General features: G+C 62.3%; 13 protein-coding genes. 5 read left to right on the plus strand and 8 right to left on the minus strand.

Annotated features, from left to right (window positions below; genetic code table 11):
• Nucleotides 1-2: 2 nt before the first annotated feature.
• The 3 genes from BM193_RS21790 to BM193_RS21800 all read right to left on the minus strand — a co-directional run bounded on the left by BM193_RS21790 (nucleotide 3) and on the right by BM193_RS21800 (nucleotide 4,413).
• A complete protein-coding gene (locus BM193_RS21790) occupies nucleotides 3-1,322 on the minus strand; it encodes a replication-associated recombination protein A (protein ID WP_092801107.1) in 1,320 nt (439 codons plus the stop codon).
• A 70-nt stretch (nucleotides 1,323-1,392) separates the two neighbouring features.
• Nucleotides 1,393-2,049: an outer membrane lipoprotein chaperone LolA gene (gene lolA / locus BM193_RS21795; protein WP_254786364.1), complete on the minus strand. Its 657-nt coding sequence runs from the start codon at nucleotides 2,047-2,049 to the stop codon at nucleotides 1,393-1,395.
• 3 nt (nucleotides 2,050-2,052) lie between these two features.
• Nucleotides 2,053-4,413: a DNA translocase FtsK gene (locus tag BM193_RS21800; RefSeq protein ID WP_092801101.1), complete on the minus strand. Its 2,361-nt coding sequence runs from the start codon at nucleotides 4,411-4,413 to the stop codon at nucleotides 2,053-2,055.
• Nucleotides 4,414-4,627: 214 nt separating this feature from the next.
• On the opposite strand from BM193_RS21800, the gene trxB reads away from it, so the two are divergent.
• The 3 genes from trxB to BM193_RS21815 all read left to right on the plus strand — a co-directional run bounded on the left by trxB (nucleotide 4,628) and on the right by BM193_RS21815 (nucleotide 7,028).
• Nucleotides 4,628-5,581 (plus strand): thioredoxin-disulfide reductase, encoded by a 954-nt coding sequence (trxB, locus tag BM193_RS21805; RefSeq protein ID WP_034758671.1) that lies wholly within the window; start codon nucleotides 4,628-4,630, stop codon nucleotides 5,579-5,581.
• 7 nt (nucleotides 5,582-5,588) lie between these two features.
• The gene (locus BM193_RS21810; RefSeq protein ID WP_092801098.1) at nucleotides 5,589-6,263 is read left to right on the plus strand and encodes a Smr/MutS family protein; all 675 of its coding nucleotides are present in this window, start codon (nucleotides 5,589-5,591) and stop codon (nucleotides 6,261-6,263) included.
• Nucleotides 6,264-6,398: 135 nt separating this feature from the next.
• Entirely contained in the window at nucleotides 6,399-7,028 is a 630-nt protein-coding gene (locus BM193_RS21815) for a trimeric intracellular cation channel family protein (RefSeq protein WP_071324539.1), read from the plus strand.
• 25 nt (nucleotides 7,029-7,053) lie between these two features.
• Here BM193_RS21815 and BM193_RS21820 read toward each other — a convergent pair whose 3' ends face one another.
• Complete coding sequence (locus BM193_RS21820) at nucleotides 7,054-7,392, minus strand: P-II family nitrogen regulator (protein WP_034758685.1); 339 nt, start codon at nucleotides 7,390-7,392, stop codon at nucleotides 7,054-7,056.
• A gap of 40 nt (nucleotides 7,393-7,432) precedes the next feature.
• Nucleotides 7,433-9,049: an NAD+ synthase gene (locus BM193_RS21825; RefSeq protein WP_092801095.1), complete on the minus strand. Its 1,617-nt coding sequence runs from the start codon at nucleotides 9,047-9,049 to the stop codon at nucleotides 7,433-7,435.
• A gap of 87 nt (nucleotides 9,050-9,136) precedes the next feature.
• Here BM193_RS21825 and BM193_RS21830 point away from each other — a divergent pair, with 87 nt between their 5' ends.
• Nucleotides 9,137-10,282 (plus strand): GNAT family N-acetyltransferase, encoded by a 1,146-nt coding sequence (locus BM193_RS21830; RefSeq protein ID WP_092801092.1) that lies wholly within the window; start codon nucleotides 9,137-9,139, stop codon nucleotides 10,280-10,282.
• A gap of 52 nt (nucleotides 10,283-10,334) precedes the next feature.
• On the opposite strand, the gene BM193_RS21835 is transcribed toward BM193_RS21830, so the two are convergent.
• A complete protein-coding gene (locus tag BM193_RS21835; RefSeq protein WP_092801089.1) occupies nucleotides 10,335-10,916 on the minus strand; it encodes an HdeD family acid-resistance protein in 582 nt (193 codons plus the stop codon).
• Nucleotides 10,917-11,111: 195 nt separating this feature from the next.
• The gene (gene ppa / locus BM193_RS21840) at nucleotides 11,112-11,660 is read right to left on the minus strand and encodes an inorganic diphosphatase (protein WP_092801086.1); all 549 of its coding nucleotides are present in this window, start codon (nucleotides 11,658-11,660) and stop codon (nucleotides 11,112-11,114) included.
• Nucleotides 11,661-12,346: 686 nt separating this feature from the next.
• Here ppa and BM193_RS21845 point away from each other — a divergent pair.
• Nucleotides 12,347-14,782: a membrane-bound PQQ-dependent dehydrogenase, glucose/quinate/shikimate family gene (locus BM193_RS21845; protein WP_092801083.1), complete on the plus strand. Its 2,436-nt coding sequence runs from the start codon at nucleotides 12,347-12,349 to the stop codon at nucleotides 14,780-14,782.
• 250 nt (nucleotides 14,783-15,032) lie between these two features.
• Here BM193_RS21845 and BM193_RS21850 read toward each other — a convergent pair whose 3' ends face one another.
• Nucleotides 15,033-16,229, minus strand: a complete 1,197-nt coding sequence (locus tag BM193_RS21850; RefSeq protein WP_092801080.1) for a heme biosynthesis protein HemY — start codon at nucleotides 16,227-16,229, stop codon at nucleotides 15,033-15,035.
• Between the last annotated feature and the right edge of the window lie 2 nt (nucleotides 16,230-16,231).

Raw genomic sequence — 16,231 nt, forward strand, 5'->3', positions numbered from 1 at the left:
CCTCAGCCCTTGCCGGCTGGCTTGCCGGCTTTTCTGTCCAGCTCGCGCAGCCAGGCCAGCTTGTCGGCTATTTTACTTTCCAGGCCGCGCGGCACGGGCTGGTACCAGCCCGGTTCGGCCATGCCGTCCGGGAAATACGTTTCGCCGGCCGCGTAGGCATCGGGCTCGTCATGCGCATAGCGGTAGGCGTGGCCGTAGCCGAGTTCCTTCATCAATTTCGTCGGCGCATTGCGCAAGTGCACGGGCACTTCCTTCGACTTGTCTTTCTTGACGAAAGCCATGGCCGTATTGAAGGCGTTGTAGCCCGCATTGCTTTTCGCGGCAATCGCCAGGTAGATGACGGCTTGCCCCAGGGCCAGCTCGCCTTCGGGCGAACCGAGGCGCTCGTACGTTTCCGCCGCATCATTGACCATGGTCAGGGCGCGCGGGTCGGCCAGGCCGATGTCTTCCCAGGCCATGCGCACGATGCGCCGCGACAGGTAGCGGGGGTCGGCGCCGCCGTCGATCATGCGGCAAAACCAGTACAGGGCCGCATCGGGATTGGAACCGCGCACGGACTTGTGCAGCGCGGAAATCTGGTCATAGAAATTGTCGCCGCCCTTGTCGAAGCGGCGCGAATTCAAGGTCAGCGCATTGTCGACGAAGGCCGCGTCGATGGTGGTCGTGCCCGTCGAGCTGGCGGCCGTCTCGGCCTGCTCCAGCAAATTCAGGAAACGGCGCGCATCGCCATCCGCGTAACCGATCAGGGTGTCGGCGGCCGCCTCGTCGAACGTCAAATGCGTCAGCGCAGAACTTTGCGCCTTGGCCAGCAGCTGCTTCATCTCGTCTTCGTTGAGCGATTTCAACACATACACTTGCGCGCGCGACAGCAGCGCCGAATTCACCTCGAAGCTGGGGTTTTCCGTCGTCGCGCCGATGAACGTCACCAGGCCCGATTCGACAAAGGGCAGCAAGGCGTCCTGTTGCGATTTATTAAACCTGTGGATTTCATCGACGAACAGCAAGGTGTGTTTGCCGAACTGGTCCAGGCTGTGGCGGGCCTGGTCCATGGCCGCGCGGATATCTTTCACGCCAGCGAACACGGCCGACAGGGCGATGAATTCGCTGTCGAAGGCGTTCGCCATCAGGCGCGCCAGGGTGGTCTTGCCCACGCCCGGCGGCCCCCATAAAATCATCGAATGGGCCTTGCCCGCCTCGAACGCGAGGCGCAGCGGCTTGCCCGCGCCCAGCAGATGCGTCTGGCCAATGACTTCGTTGAGGGTAGCTGGCCGCAAGGCCTCGGCCAGCGGCTGGCGCGGTGCGGTGGAAAAGAGATCCGCCATAATATTTACCGGGTAAGAATGCAAAAGCCCCGCATCGCTGCGAGGCCGGTCAACAACCAGATGTCAACAATCAATTATTGATGACATCCGCGCCCTTGGGCATGACAAATTTAAAGTGATTGGCCGATAAGGCCGGGTTTTTCTGGAAATTCTTGAACGCCAGCACCGAGGTCTGGCCGAACGAATCGCGCAACTCCATCGCTTCCGGCACGCCGTTGCGCAGGCCGATGCTGATTTCGTCGAACGTCGTATCCTTGGCTTTCGGCGTCGCCTTCAGCCATTCCAGGCCATCGCGCGTGCCCGCTTCGGCCAACGTAAAATTCTTTTCCAGGTCGTTGCTGCCAAACAGGATGGCCGCCGGCGAGGAACCCAGCGCGTCGCCCAGTTTTTTCACCGTCACCTGGCTCAGGTCCTTGTCGTAGATATACAGCTGCTCGCCGTCCGCTTGCAGCAGCTGCTCGTACGGTTTCAGATAGGTCCAGATGAACTTGCCGGGACGGGCGAATTCAAACGTGCCGCTGGCCGGCGTGGAGACTTTGGCCTTGCCGGCCGCGTCCGCCTTCTTGACCTGGCGCTGCACGAATTCGCCCTTGGCCGACTTGGTGCCGGCGGCAAAGCTCTTGAATTGCTCCAGCGCGCTGGCCGAGGCGCTGGCCGCGAACAGCAGGCTGCAGGCGATGCCGGCCGCGCCGATGATCATTTTTGCTGCGAAAATTTTGCTTTTCATTTATTACCCTTGTTCTGCACTGGCCGCCGGCACCAGGATGTCCCTGTTGCCATTGGATTGCATGGTTGACACTACCCCGCTCTGCTCCATCTGCTCGAGCAGACGGGCGGCGCGGTTGTAGCCGATGCGCAAATGACGCTGCACCAGCGAAATCGAGGCGCGGCGGTTTTTCAGCACCACCGCCACCGCCTGGTCGTACAGGGCATCGGCCTCGCCGCCGCCCTCGCCCGGCGCCCCGCCTTCGGCGCCGTCGCCTTCCAGGGTGCCGCCTTCGAGGATGCCCTCGATATAATTCGGTTCGCCCTGCAGCTTCAGATGGCTGACGACGCGGTGGACTTCCTCATCGGACACAAACGCGCCGTGCACGCGCATCGGCAGGCCGGTGCCGGGCGGCATGTACAGCATGTCGCCCATGCCCAGCAGGGTTTCCGCGCCCATCTGGTCCAGAATCGTGCGCGAGTCGATCTTCGACGACACCTGGAAGGCGATACGCGTGGGGATGTTCGCCTTGATCAGGCCCGTGATCACGTCCACAGATGGGCGCTGCGTGGCCAGAATCAAGTGCAAGCCGGCGGCACGCGCCTTTTGCGCGATACGCGCGATCAATTCCTCGACTTTTTTACCCACCACCATCATCAGGTCGGCCAGCTCGTCGATGATGATGACGATGGTCGGCAGTTTTTCCAGCGGCTCCGGCGAGTCCGGCGTCAGGCTGAACGGGTTCGGGATGTGTTCTTCGCGCTTTTTCGCGTCGGCAATCTTCGCGTTGTAGCCGGCCAGGTTACGCACGCCCATCTTGCTCATCAGCTTGTAGCGGCGTTCCATCTCGTTCACGGCCCAGTTCAGCGCGTGGCCCGCCTGGCGCATGTCGGTGACGACGGGCGCCAGCAAGTGCGGAATGCCTTCGTAGACGGACATTTCCAGCATCTTCGGATCGATCAAAATCAGGCGCACGTCGAGCGGGTCGGATTTGTACAGCAGCGACAAAATCGTCGCATTGATGCCCACCGACTTGCCGGAACCGGTGGTACCGGCGACCAGCAAGTGAGGCATCTTGGCCAGATCGGCCACGACGGGCTTGCCGGCGATATCCTTGCCCAGCGCAATCGTCAGGCTGGATACGCCATCGTTGTAGACCTTGGAGCCGAGGATTTCCGTCAGGCGCACGATCTGGCGCTTGCTGTTCGGCAGCTCCAGCGCCATGTAATTCTTGCCGGGAATGGTTTCCACGACGCGGATGGAGGTCAGCGACAGCGAACGGGCCAGGTCGCGCGCCAGGCCCACGATCTGGCTGCCCTTGACGCCCGTGGCCGGCTCGATTTCATAGCGCGTCACGACGGGGCCGGGGTAAGCGGCCACTACCTTGGCATCCACGCCAAAGTCCGACAATTTCTTTTCGATCAGGCGGCTCGTGAATTCCAGGGTTTCCACGGACACCGTTTCCACCACAGGCGGCGCCTCGTCGAGCAAGGACAACGGCGGCAGCTTGCCGTCGCCGGGGGTTTCAAACAGATGGGCCTGGCGTTCCTTTTCCACGCGCTCGGACTTCACCACCGTGACCACCTGCGGCTCGATCTTCACGGGCGGCGCGGCCACGTGCTTTTCCACGTGCTTGGCGCGTTCGATCACCACCACCTCGTCGCGGCGCACGGCGGCCACTTCGCCCTGGCGGCGGTCTTCGCGGTCCTGGTAGCGCAGCACGAACCAGTTGAACGCGTCTTCGATGGCGCCGCCGATGCGCTCGGCCACTTGCAACCACGAAACGTGGAAGAACAGGCTGAAACCGAGACCGAACAGCAGCAACAGTAATAAAGTGGCGCCCGTGAAGCCGAAGGCCACGTGGGCCGAGTGCCCCACCAGCTGGCCCAGCACGCCGCCAGGATCGCGCGGCAGCTGCACGTGCAGGCTCTTCGCCATGCGCAGGTATTCGAGGCCCATGCTGCCGATCAGCATGATGGAAAAGCCGACGATGCGGATCAGCATCTCGACATGGTGCTCGCGCTCGACTTCCTCTTCTTCCAGCAGGAAGCGCTTGCTCAGGCGGCGATAGCCGTTCCATACCGTGCGCAGCAGCCACACGCACCACCACCAGGCGGAAAAGCCGAAGATATACAGCAACAGATCGGAGAAGGTCGCGCCCAGCTTGCCGCCCAGGTTGGCGACCTTGTCGACATTGGTGGCGTGCGACCAGCCAGGGTCGAGCTTGTTGAAGCTGGCCAGGATCAGCACGAAGTACAGGGCAAACGCGGCCAGCGCGAACCAGCGCGCCTCGGACAACAGCCTTACCAGCCGGTTCGGCAAGGGCCGGCGTTCGACCGGTTTACGGGTGTAGCTATTTTGATTGGCCTGGGCTGGTTTAGTCATTCTGGGAAGCGCTGCAAGGTGATAAATGTTTCTGGAAGGGAATTTCCCATAATAAGGATGTATTCTAAGCCATATATGTCATGGATGGCCCCACGATTCGTCGCCTCAGGCGGCTTGGTCTATAATCCGGGATTGCTTGCGCAAGCGCAATACGCCCTTGTTCTTCGCGCGTACGCCCCCAATTCGGATAGACCACACTCATAGAGAAGCCCCCATGACTACTACCAAACACGCCCGCGTCTTGATTCTCGGTTCCGGCCCCGCCGGCTATAGCGCCGCCGTCTACGCCGCCCGCGCCAACCTGAACCCGATGCTGGTCACCGGCGTGGAACAGGGCGGCCAGCTGATGACCACCACCGACGTGGAAAACTGGCCAGGCGACCCGATGGGCGTGCAAGGCCCGGACCTGATGCAGCGCCTGCTGCAGCACGCCGAGCGCTTCAATACGGAAATCGTGTTTGACCACATCCACACCACTTTCCTCAATGAAAAGCCGATCCGCCTGAAAGGTGACAGCCACGAATACACGTGCGACACGCTGATCATCGCCACGGGCGCGTCCGCGCAATACCTGGGCCTGCCATCGGAAGCGGAATTCATGGGCAAGGGCGTGTCCGCCTGCGCCACCTGCGATGGTTTCTTCTACCGCAACCAGGAAGTGGCCGTCGTCGGCGGCGGCAATACGGCCGTCGAGGAAGCGCTGTACCTGTCGAACATCGCCAATAAGGTCACGCTGATCCATCGCCGCGACAAGTTCCGCGCGGAAGCGATTTTGATCGACCGCCTGAATGCCAAGGTTGCCGAAGGCAAGATCGTGTTGAAATATAACCACACCCTGGACGAAGTGACGGGCAACGAAGGCGGCGTGACGGGCCTGAACATCAAGTCGACCATCGACGGCAAGGTCGAAGCATTGAGCGTGCACGGCGTGTTCATCGCCATCGGCCACAAGCCGAACACGGGCATCTTCGAAGGCCAGCTGGACATGCACAACGGCTACATCAAGACGAAAACCGGCCTGGAAGGCATGGCCACGGCCACCAGCGCGCCGGGCGTGTTCGCCGCCGGCGACGTGCAGGACCATATCTACCGCCAGGCCATCACCAGCGCCGGCACGGGTTGCATGGCAGCACTGGACGCCCAGCGCTACCTGGAAGGCCAGGAGTAATCGGCGCATGGCGTCGATGAAAGACTTTGCCGATCTGAAAGCGGTCAGCAAGCAGCTCAAGGAACAGGCCGATGCGCGCGCGCAAGCCGCGGCCGAGCGCGCGCAGCAAGCCAAGGTGCAGGCCGTGGAGAGCAATCTGTTCAAGGCCAGCATCGGCGGCGTCAAGCGCCTGCCCGAGTCGGACCGCTACGTGCCCAGCCTGCCCAAGGCAGGCGCCATGGCGCCCCAGCAGCCGGCCCGCAAGCTGACACCGGAAGAGGACGATGCGGCCGTGCTGCGCGAGTCGCTGTCGGATTTGTTCGAAGTCGACCATTACCTGGAAAACGATCCGGCCCTGAACTACGCGCGTCCCGGCGTGGGCCCGGACGTGGTGAAAAAGATGCGCAAGGGCCACTGGCCCATCCAGGATGAGCTGGACTTGCACGGCTTGCGCCGCGACGAGGCGCGCGACGGCATCGGCGCCTTTCTGAACCAGGCGACGCGGCGCAAGCTGCGCTGCGTGCGCGTGATCCACGGCAAGGGTTTTGGCTCGAAAGGCCAGGAACCGGTCTTGAAATCGATGGTGCACAGCTGGCTCGTGCAAAAGGAGGAAGTCATCGCCTTTTGCCAGGCGCGCCGCTCGGAAGGGGGCGATGGCGCCCTGGTCGTGCTGCTCTCCGCGGCCCTGCAGCCCATCCGTTAGGCTTGCCAGCAAGGAATTACCATTCCGTCACACGTTCCACACTGCACACGGCCCCGTTTGTCACCATTCGGGGCCGTGTCATGTTAACCTGTGACAATTATTTCCTGCTTAGCGTCTCGTGCACGCGCTCCACCCATGATGCCACCCCAACTGCCGCCTGGCTCGCTGATCAAGATCATTGAGGTCATCGCCATCCTGGTGGGCGCGTTTTCCGGTTTCATCGAGGCGCGCCGCAAGCGCATGGACCTGGTCGGCGTCTTCGTCGTGGCCTTCATCACGGCCTTCGGCGGAGGGACCTTGCGCGACATCCTGCTCGACAAGCGGCCCCTGTTCTGGGTCTCGCACCAGGAATACGCGATTCTGATCTTCGTGCTGGCCCTGACGGCCGCGCCCTTGATCCAGCACTTGCGGCAAATTGTCTCGGAACGCCTGATCGTCGTGGCCGACGCCATCGGCCTGGGCATGTTCGCCATCGCCGGCGTGGCCGAGGCCATGCGCGCCGGCATGCCGATCTTCATCGCCTCGATGATGGGGGTGATTACGGGAATCTTTGGCGGCGTGATGCGCGACATCGTCTGCAACGAAGTGCCGATGGTGTTTCGTGACGGCAAACCCTACGCCATCTGCGCGTTCTTCGGCTGCTGGGCCTATCTGCTGCAGATGCACTTCGGTGCCGAGCACGACTTCGCGCTGTGGACCAGCGCCAGCGGCATCACCATCCTGCGCCTGATCTGCTGGAAATTCGACATGCGGCTGGGACGCTGAAGGTCAGCATCCCAGGCTGAAACACTTACACTGCGTCAGGACCGGTCTCGCCGGTGCGGATGCGGATGACCTGCTCCACGTCGCGCACGAAGATCTTGCCGTCGCCGATCTTGCCCGTGCGGGCCGCCTTGATGATGGCGTCGACCACCAGTTCCGACACGCTGTCATCGACCACCACTTCGACTTTGACCTTCGGCAGGAAGTCGACCACGTACTCGGCGCCACGGTACAGCTCGGTATGCCCCTTCTGGCGGCCAAATCCCTTCACTTCCGTCACAGTCAAGCCCGTCACGTTCACGTCGGCCAGGGCTTCGCGCACTTCGTCGAGCTTGAATGGTTTGATGATGGCGGTAATCTGTTTCATGGCTACTCCTTAAAATTGTTGGATTGTGGACTTTAGCTGCTTACTCAAAGAACTTGGAAGTGATGGGATAACGCCAGTCGCGGCCAAAGCCACGGTGCGTGACGCGGATGCCTACCGGCGACTGGCGCCGCTTGTATTCATTGATCTTGATCAGGCGCGTGATTTTCGCCACGTCCGCCGGCGGGTAGCCAGCTTCGATAATCTCGGCGATCGGCCGGTTTTCTTCCATGTACAGTTGCATGATGCCGTCGAGTATTTCATACGGCGGCAAGGAATCCTGGTCCAGCTGGTCGGCACGCAGCTCGGCCGACGGTCCGCGCGTCAGGATGCGCTCGGGAATCACGTCCGACACGCTATTGCGGTACGCGCACAAACGGTACACCAGCGTCTTGGCGATATCCTTGATGACGGCAAAGCCGCCCGCCATGTCGCCGTACAGGGTGCAGTAACCAACGGCCATCTCGCTCTTGTTGCCAGTGGTCAGCACGATGCTGCCATGCTTGTTCGACAGGGCCATCAGCAAGGTGCCGCGGATGCGCGCCTGGATGTTTTCTTCCGTCGCGTCTTCCGCCAGTCCGGCGAACTCGTCAGCCAGGGTGGCGCGGAAGGCATCGAAGGTTTGCTTGATCGGAATTTCATCGTAGCGCACATTGAGGCGTTTTACCATGTCGCGCGAATCGATCCACGAGATATCGGCCGTGAATTGCGACGGCATCATGACGGCGCGCACCTTGTCGGCGCCCAGCGCATCGACGGCGATGGCCAGGGTCAGCGCGGAATCGACGCCGCCCGACATGCCGATCAGCACGCCAGGGAAGCCGTTCTTGACGATGTAGTCGCGCACGCCCAGCACCAGCGCCTGGTACACCTGCGCCTCGGTGGTCAAGGGCGCGGCCAGCGCCTGCGGCACGGGCGTGGCGCCGTCGAACTCGACCAGTTGCAAGTCTTCCTCGAAGTGGCGCAGCTGGGCGCAGATGGTGCCGGCCGCATCCATGACGAACGAGTCGCCATCGAAAATCAGCTCATCCTGGCCACCCACCAGGTTGGCGTAGACCAGGGCCATGCCTTGCGCGCTGACATGCTTGCGCATGGTGTCATAGCGCAGGTGCTGCTTGTTCATGTGGTAGGGCGAGCCGTTCGGCACCAGCAGCACTTGCGCGCCGGCCGCGCGGGCGCGCATGGGCGCATGCTCGAACCACGTGTCTTCGCAGATATTGATGCCGAAACGCACGCCCTTCACGCCAAACACGAAGGCCTGGTCCGACGACGTGAAGTAACGCTTTTCATCGAACACCGTCGTGTTCGGCAAGTCGTGCTTGCGGTAGGTGCCCAGAACTTCGCCGTTGAGCAGCACGGAAGCGGCGTTATGGCGCACGCCCTTCTCATCCTGCAGGGGCAAGCCCACCACCACGTGCAAATCCTTGAACTGGGCCAGGTCTGCGGCCAGCGCCGCAAACGCTTCCTGCGTTTTTGCGTAGAATGCATTGCGCAGCAGCAGGTCCTCGGGTGGATAGCCGACCAGCGACAGTTCCGGCGTGAGCACGATATCGGCGCCCGCCTCAAAGGCGCGGCGGGAAAGGTCGAAGATCTTGGCACGGTTGCCGGCCAGATCGCCGACCGTACTATTCATTTGAGCAATTGCGACTTTGACTGTCATGATGATGGAAATTTCGTTTTATTAAACAAGACGGTGGCGCGCAGGCCGATGGCGGCGCCCCGAGAGTGATGAATGCACACTACAACAATGAATTATCGCACGGCTATCGTCTCGACCCTGGCGGAAATTGGTGAAGCGGCCTGGTCAGACCTGCTGGCGCGCCAGCAGGACGCCAAGGCGGAGGCCAATCCCTTTCTGTCCTACGCCTTTCTGCACGCGCTGCACGAATCGGGCTGCGCCAGCGCGGACACGGGCTGGCAGCCGAATTACCTGGTGCTGTGGCAAGGCGAAACCCTGGCCGCCGCCCTGCCCCTGTACCTCAAAATGCATTCCTACGGCGAATACGTCTTCGACTGGGCCTGGGCCGATGCCTATCAGCAGCATGGCCTCGAATATTACCCGAAACTATTGTCCGCGATCCCCTTCACGCCCGTCAGCGGCACGCGCCTGCTGGCCCGCGACGGCGAATCGCGCGCCGCCCTGCTGGCCTTTCTTCAAGCGCAGCAGCAAGCGGCCGACGTGTCGTCCACGCACATCCTGTTCCCGCCCGAAAGCGAGGCGCGGCAACTGGCAGATGCCGGCTACCTGCTGCGTAGTGGCGTGCAGTTTCACTGGCTCAATCCCGGTTACACGGACTTCGAGCAATTTCTCGCCACCCTGGAACACAAGAAGCGCAAGAATATCCGCGCCGAGCGGCGCAAGGTAAGGGAAGCGGGCGTGACCCTGCGCCAGGTGCGCGGCCTGGACGCCACGGACGCGGACTGGCAGCTGTTCCACCGCTGCTACAGCAATACCTATGCCGAGCACAGGTCCTCGCCCTACCTGTCGCTGGACTTCTTCCGGCGCATAGCCGTCAGCATGCCGCACAACATCCTGCTGGTGATCGCCGAGCGCGACGGCCGGGCGATTGCCGCTTCGCTGCTGATCCACACGGCCGATACTTTATATGGCCGCTACTGGGGCGCGCTCGAGCACGTGCCGTGCCTGCATTTCGAGACGGCCTACTACCAGCCGCTGGAATTTTGCATCGCCAACGGCATCGCCACCTTCGAGGGCGGCGCGCAGGGCGAGCACAAGATGGCGCGCGGCTTCCTGCCGCAGAAGACCTGGTCCGCCCACTGGCTGGCGCACCCGGCCTTCGCCGACGCGGTGCAGCGCTTCCTGGAACGCGAACGGGGCGGCATCGATGCCTATCTCGATGAATTGAACGAGCACAGCCCGTTTCGATCGTAAAAAATGCTCCCGGCCGGCGGGCGGGGAGCAGCTGCGGTCACGCGCGCGTCGTTCAGACGGCCGGGCGCCCCGCCCCGGAGCCGAAGGCGCCGTCTTTCTTCAGCTTGTAGGCGCGCCAAGCCAGGCTCAGCAACAAGATACCCGTCAGCAAGGCATACACGCCGATCATCCACACGAGGGCGAACGTGCCGGCGGCGGGAAACACCAGGATCAGGATGCCGAAGGCGATGGAAATGATGCCATTGAGCACCAGCAGCCATTCGCCCTGGATGGCCTTGCGCAGGCGGATCGCCAGCACGATATCGAACACGCCCGACACCAGCGCGTTGACGCCCATCATGACGATCAGGGCAAACGTCGTCAGCAGCGGGTAGATGATGGTCAAAATGCCCACGGCCAGGCCGCAGATGCCCAGCAGCAGCAAGGCCCACCAGTCGCCGCCATGCTTGCGGTTGCTGAAGGCGCCGACGATGGAGGCGCCACCGCCCAGCAGCGCATACACGGCAAACACGGTCAGCAGCGACAGCACCGTCACGCCGGGTAAGGCCAGGGCAATCACGCCAAAGGCGATCGCGGCCAGGCCGCGCAGGGCCAGTACCCACCACGAGCGCATCAATAAGTGCTCAGTATACATACCACCTCCCGTTCAAGGACTGCGAAGTTAACTTTTCGATAATATTTTTGGCGTGCGAGTGCCGTACTATCCACCGGAAAGAGTTATGTTGTGGCAATAAAAAAGCGCACCCGGCCATCATAGCAGGGTGCGCTTTTTACTCGCACACGGCAGAACACCGGCGGCTAGCCGCCGGCTCCGCGGGCAATCGCTTGCTTAGGAAGCGGCTTTCTCGGCATCCGCCTTGTAGGCGGCGACGCCGCCGAGGATTTCTTCCTTGGCCACGTCAGGACCATACCAGCCGTCGATCTTGACCCATTTGCCTTTTTCCAGATCTTTGTAGTGCTCGAAGAAATGCTGGATCTGGCGCAGGCGCAGTTCGTTCAAGTCTTCCGGCTTTTGCCAGTGGCTGTAGATCGACAGGACCTTGTCGACTGGCACGGCCAGCACTTTCGCGTCTTCGCCCGACTCGTCGGTCATTTTCAGCACGCCGATAGGACGGCAGCGCACCACCACGCCTGGAATCAGCGGGAATGGGGTGATGACCAGCACGTCGACCGGGTCGCCGTCCGGCGACAGGGTGTTCGGCACGTAGCCATAGTTGCATGGGTAGTGCATGGCGGTACCCATGAAGCGATCGACGAAGATCGCGCCGCTTTCCTTGTCGACTTCGTACTTGATCGGATCGGCGTTCATCGGGATTTCGATGACGACGTTGAAATCGTTCGGCAGGTCGCGGCCGGAAGAGACGTTATTCAAACTCATGGGGTTCCTCATTAGCGGATTGTGTTTTTAACCGCGTAATTATAGCGAAGTACAGGCCGCTTGTGCGATGCAGCAGCAGCCTGGCCGCGTTTCGCGCATCCAGCCAGCAACAGTGGCAGGAGCGCCCGACGCCACGCGCAGCCTGCCGCCCGTCTGCCATTCCCCGCCTGGCAAGCCTGGCCATTCAGGAAACAGGCGGGCCGCCAGACATAATAAGTGAAAACACTTAAGTAATACTACTGCCACCCTGAATTAATATCGAATAATTCCGCAATCGTGCCTCGGCACATAATCAGCACATCGGCACGCATATTATAAATAATATTGTATTTTTTGCAGTCTTCTATAATAGTGGCAGCGCCGCGAATCGCCTCGCCATTGCCGCGCAGGTGGATGCGCCCATTGCAGTATTTTCTACCGCCCCCGCTGCATGCCTCCCATCTCCCGCCCCTGGAAGACGCCTTTCCGCCCTTTCCAGCATAATATTTGCTTTTATTTGAAGAGTTTATTCGATTCAAATTGAATGCCCTGAAAAAAATGGCGCGACCAGAAGACAATCATCAATTCTGATAAACTGTCACATTCTGGTGATTTCAAACTTTGTATATTCTGCAATCGACGCCTTCCCTGAATTGACTATGGCGCTTTCAATGCGCCACCGATAAATCCTTGCAAAAAGGAATAATATGACTCCCTCTTACCGGCCCGGGCCTTTATTAAAGGTCACCGGCGTTATTTTCATTCTGTTTGGCCTCGCCCTGCTGGGCGGCGGCATCTGGCTGGCCAGTCTCGGCGGCTCCTGGTACTACTTGCTGGCTGGCATAGGCATGCTGGTCGCTGGCGGCCTCGTCTTCAAGGGACGCCGCAGCGCGCAGCCCTTCCTCGCCTTCTTGCTGTTTGCCACGCTGGTCTGGTCCGTCATTGAAGTGAAATTCGACTGGTGGCAATTGCTGCCGCGCCTGGACATCTGGTTTGCCGCCGCCGTCTGGCTGCTGCTGCCTTTCGTCAGCCGCCGCCTGGCGCCACCCGCCGCCGAGAAACAGGGACAGGCCGGCAAGACGGCGCTCTCCGCCGCCGTGGCCCTGACCGTCATCGCCGGCGTCATCGCCCTGTTCCAGGATTACCATGACCTGCATGGCGAGGTGCCAGCGGACAACATGGCCGCCACGGCCACGGGCGACCTGGCGCCCGGCGTCGAGCACAATGACTGGTCCGCGTATGGCCGCTCCGGCTATGGCGACCGCTATGCCCCGGCCGCGCAGATTACCCCTGCCAACATTTCCGGCCTGAAAGAAGCCTGGACCTACCACACGGGCGACTTCAAGGGCGTGACCGACCCGGGCGAGATCGCCAACGAAGTCACGCCGCTGAAGGTCAACGACATGCTGTATCTGTGCACGCCGCACAATATCGTCATCGCCCTGAATCCGGATACGGGCAAGGAAATCTGGCGCCACGATCCGAAGATCAACCGCGACGCGGCCAGCTACCAGCACATGATCTGCCGTGGCGTGGCATATTGGGACGTCAACGCGGGCCGCGCCAAGAACAATCCTGCGCCCGAAGCGGCCAGCATGGAATGCCCGCGCCGCATCCTGGCGCCGACCATGGACGGCACCATGATCGCCGTCAACGCCGATACGGGCGAGTCCTGCAAGAGCTTTGGCAACAACGGCGTCGTCAACCTGTATAAAAACATGGCCATGATCAAGCGCGGTTTCCTGATGCCGACCTCGCCCCCAGCCGTGGCGCAAAACGTGGCCGTGATCGCCGCCAGCGTGACGGACAACCATTCGACGGAAGAGCCATCGGGCGTGATCCGCGGCTACGATCCCGTCACCGGCAAGCTGCTGTGGAACTGGGACCCGGCCACGCCGGAAGATACGGCCCCCTTCCCTGAGGGCAAGAACTACGTCAACAACTCGCCCAACTCGTGGGGCGTGGCCAGCATCGATGAAAAGCTGGGCATGGTCTACATTCCTATGGGTAATGAAACCCCTGACACCTGGGGCGGCAACCGCAACAAGAATGGCGAGAAATACAATAGCGCCATCGTCGCGCTGGACCTGGCGACGGGTAAAGTGCGCTGGGCTTACCAGACCGTGCACCACGATATCTGGGACATGGACATCGGCGGCCAGCCTACCCTGGTCGACATCGACACGCCCAAGGGCAAGGTGCCATCCGTCGTGGCCACGACGAAACGCGGCGACATCTATGTGATCGACCGCCGCGACGGCAGCCTGGTGGTGCCGGCGCCGGAAAAACCCGTGCCAACGAGCAATCCGGCCGCCGGCGACACGCTGTCGCCCACGCAGCCGTTCTCGGCCCTGACATTCCTGCCAGAACGCAATATCAGCGAAGCGGACATGTGGGGCACCACGCCGTTCGACCAGCTCGCCTGCCGCATCATCTTCAAGGAACGCCGCTATGAAGGCCCGTTCACGCCGCAAACGGCCGGCAAGGGCGCCGTCATCTCGCCGGGCCCGCTGGGCATCTTCGAATGGGGCGGCGCAGCCGTCGATCCCGTGCGCCAGTTGTTGATCGTCAATCCCGACTACATGGGCTTCCTGGAAAAACTCGTGCCGCGCGCGGAAACGACGGCCAAGGGCGGCACGGGCGGCGAAATGGGCTTGCAGCCACAGACGGGCGTACCGTTCGCCGTGGAAATCAAGGCCTTCCTGTCGCCGCTGGGCTTCCCATGCCAGGCACCGCCTTGGGGCTATGTGGCCGCCGTCGACCTGCGCACCATGAAAAAAGTGTGGATGCACAAGAACGGCACCACGCGCGACAGCGGCCCCGTGCCGATTCCCCTGCCACTGGGCGTGCCTAGCCTGGGCGGCATGGTCACCACGGCCGGTGGCGTGACTTTCCTCAGCAGCACGCTCGACTACTACATCCGCGGCTACGATGTCAGCAACGGCAAGGTCATCTGGAAAGCCCGCCTGCCGGCTGGCGGCCAGGCCACGCCGATGAGCTATGTGTCGAACAAGTCGGGACGCCAGTTCGTCGTCGTCATGGCCGGCGGCCACGGTTCGCTGGGCACGAAGATGAGCGATACCCTGGTGGCGTATGCCTTGCCGGAAGGAACGACCAGCAAGCAAGCCGACGCAAAGAAATAAGCCAGGCACGACATTAACTGCATGCCAGACGGCCCGGTCGAATCATCGACCGGGCCGTTTTTACGTGGACGCCGGCTGCATGGCGGGCTGGCGCCGGCGAGACGGGCCTTCACCGGGCGCAGCCGATGACAGAGCTCTGCCCACGGGCACGCACCGGCGGCAATGCGCCAAGCCGGCGGGAGGAACGCGCGCGCATAAAAAAAGCCGTTCAGTCTGCACTGAACGGCTTTGTTACGTCTGGAGAAACGCCTTACAGGATGGTCGCCAGGGCACACTGCCGGTAATGCGCGGCGGCCTGTTCCGTTTGCTGCAAGGCATCGTGCATCTGCGCCAGCTTCAGGTGCGCCTCGCGCACCATCTGCGGCTCGTTGGCGTCCGACAGGGCTTGCTCCAGGTGGCGCTGCGCCTTGCCCCAGAGTTTTTGCTTCAGGCACAGCGAACCGAGGGTCAGCGCCAGCTCCGCATCGAGCGGACGCTGCTTGAGCCACTGTTCGCAATGCTCGATCTGCAGCAGCAAGGCCGGCGTGCCGGCGGGCGCCGCCGCTTCGCGGTAGGCGCGCACCACGCGGTCGTCCCAGTCGGCTGCCAAGGACTCTTCGCACACCAGGCGCGCCTCGTCGTGCAGGCCGCGCGCGTTCAGGGCCGTGGCGGCGCGGCAGGCGATATACGGCTTGACGCGGTCCGCGCTTGGCACGGTGGACCAGACGCGCATCAGCGATTCGGCGTCGTGCGTCGGGTCGGACAGCAAATGGTCGTAGGCCAGCTCGCGCAGGCGCGACGACAGGGCCGGATGCAGGGCGCGGTGCTTGTCGAGCGAACGCACGAGGCGCAGCACTTCCGGCCAGTTCTTCGCCTGCTGCTCCGCCTTCAGCGACCATTGCAGCGCGTGGATGTGGCGCGTGCCGCTGGCGTTGAGCTCGCGCACGGCGGCCAGCGCCGCTTCCGGCTGGTGGTCGTCGACCAACAATTCCGTCACCGTCATCAGGCGCGCCGTCTTCAGGCTGGCATCACCTTCGACGCGGGCCAGCCAGCTGTCGCGGCGTTCGGACTGGCGCATGCGGTGCGCGGCGCGCGCGCCGATCAGCGCGGCCAGGCCCGCGTTTTCTTCCAGTTCGGCGGCGCGCAGGGCGGCTTTTTCCGCATGGCCGAAACGGCCTTCGAACAGGGCTTTCAAGGCTTCGCGCAAGCCCTTGTTGCCGTCGCGCTCACGCTTGCGCTGGCGGTAGGCGGCCACTTGCGCCGGCATGCGCACGGTGGCGCGCACGGCGCGCAGCAGGAAATACAGCAGCGCGAACAGCAGCACCTGCAGCAGCAGGAACAGATTGAGCGACAAGTCGATGCGGTACGGCGGATAGAACAGTACCACGTTGCCAGGGTTAAAACGGGCCGTCACGGCGATACCGATCGCCGCGGCCATCAGGGCGAGTAACCAGAGAAATAGACGCATGG

The sequence above is a fragment of the Janthinobacterium sp. 344 genome (assembly GCF_900112025.1).
GTDB lineage: Bacteria > Pseudomonadota > Gammaproteobacteria > Burkholderiales > Burkholderiaceae_D > Janthinobacterium.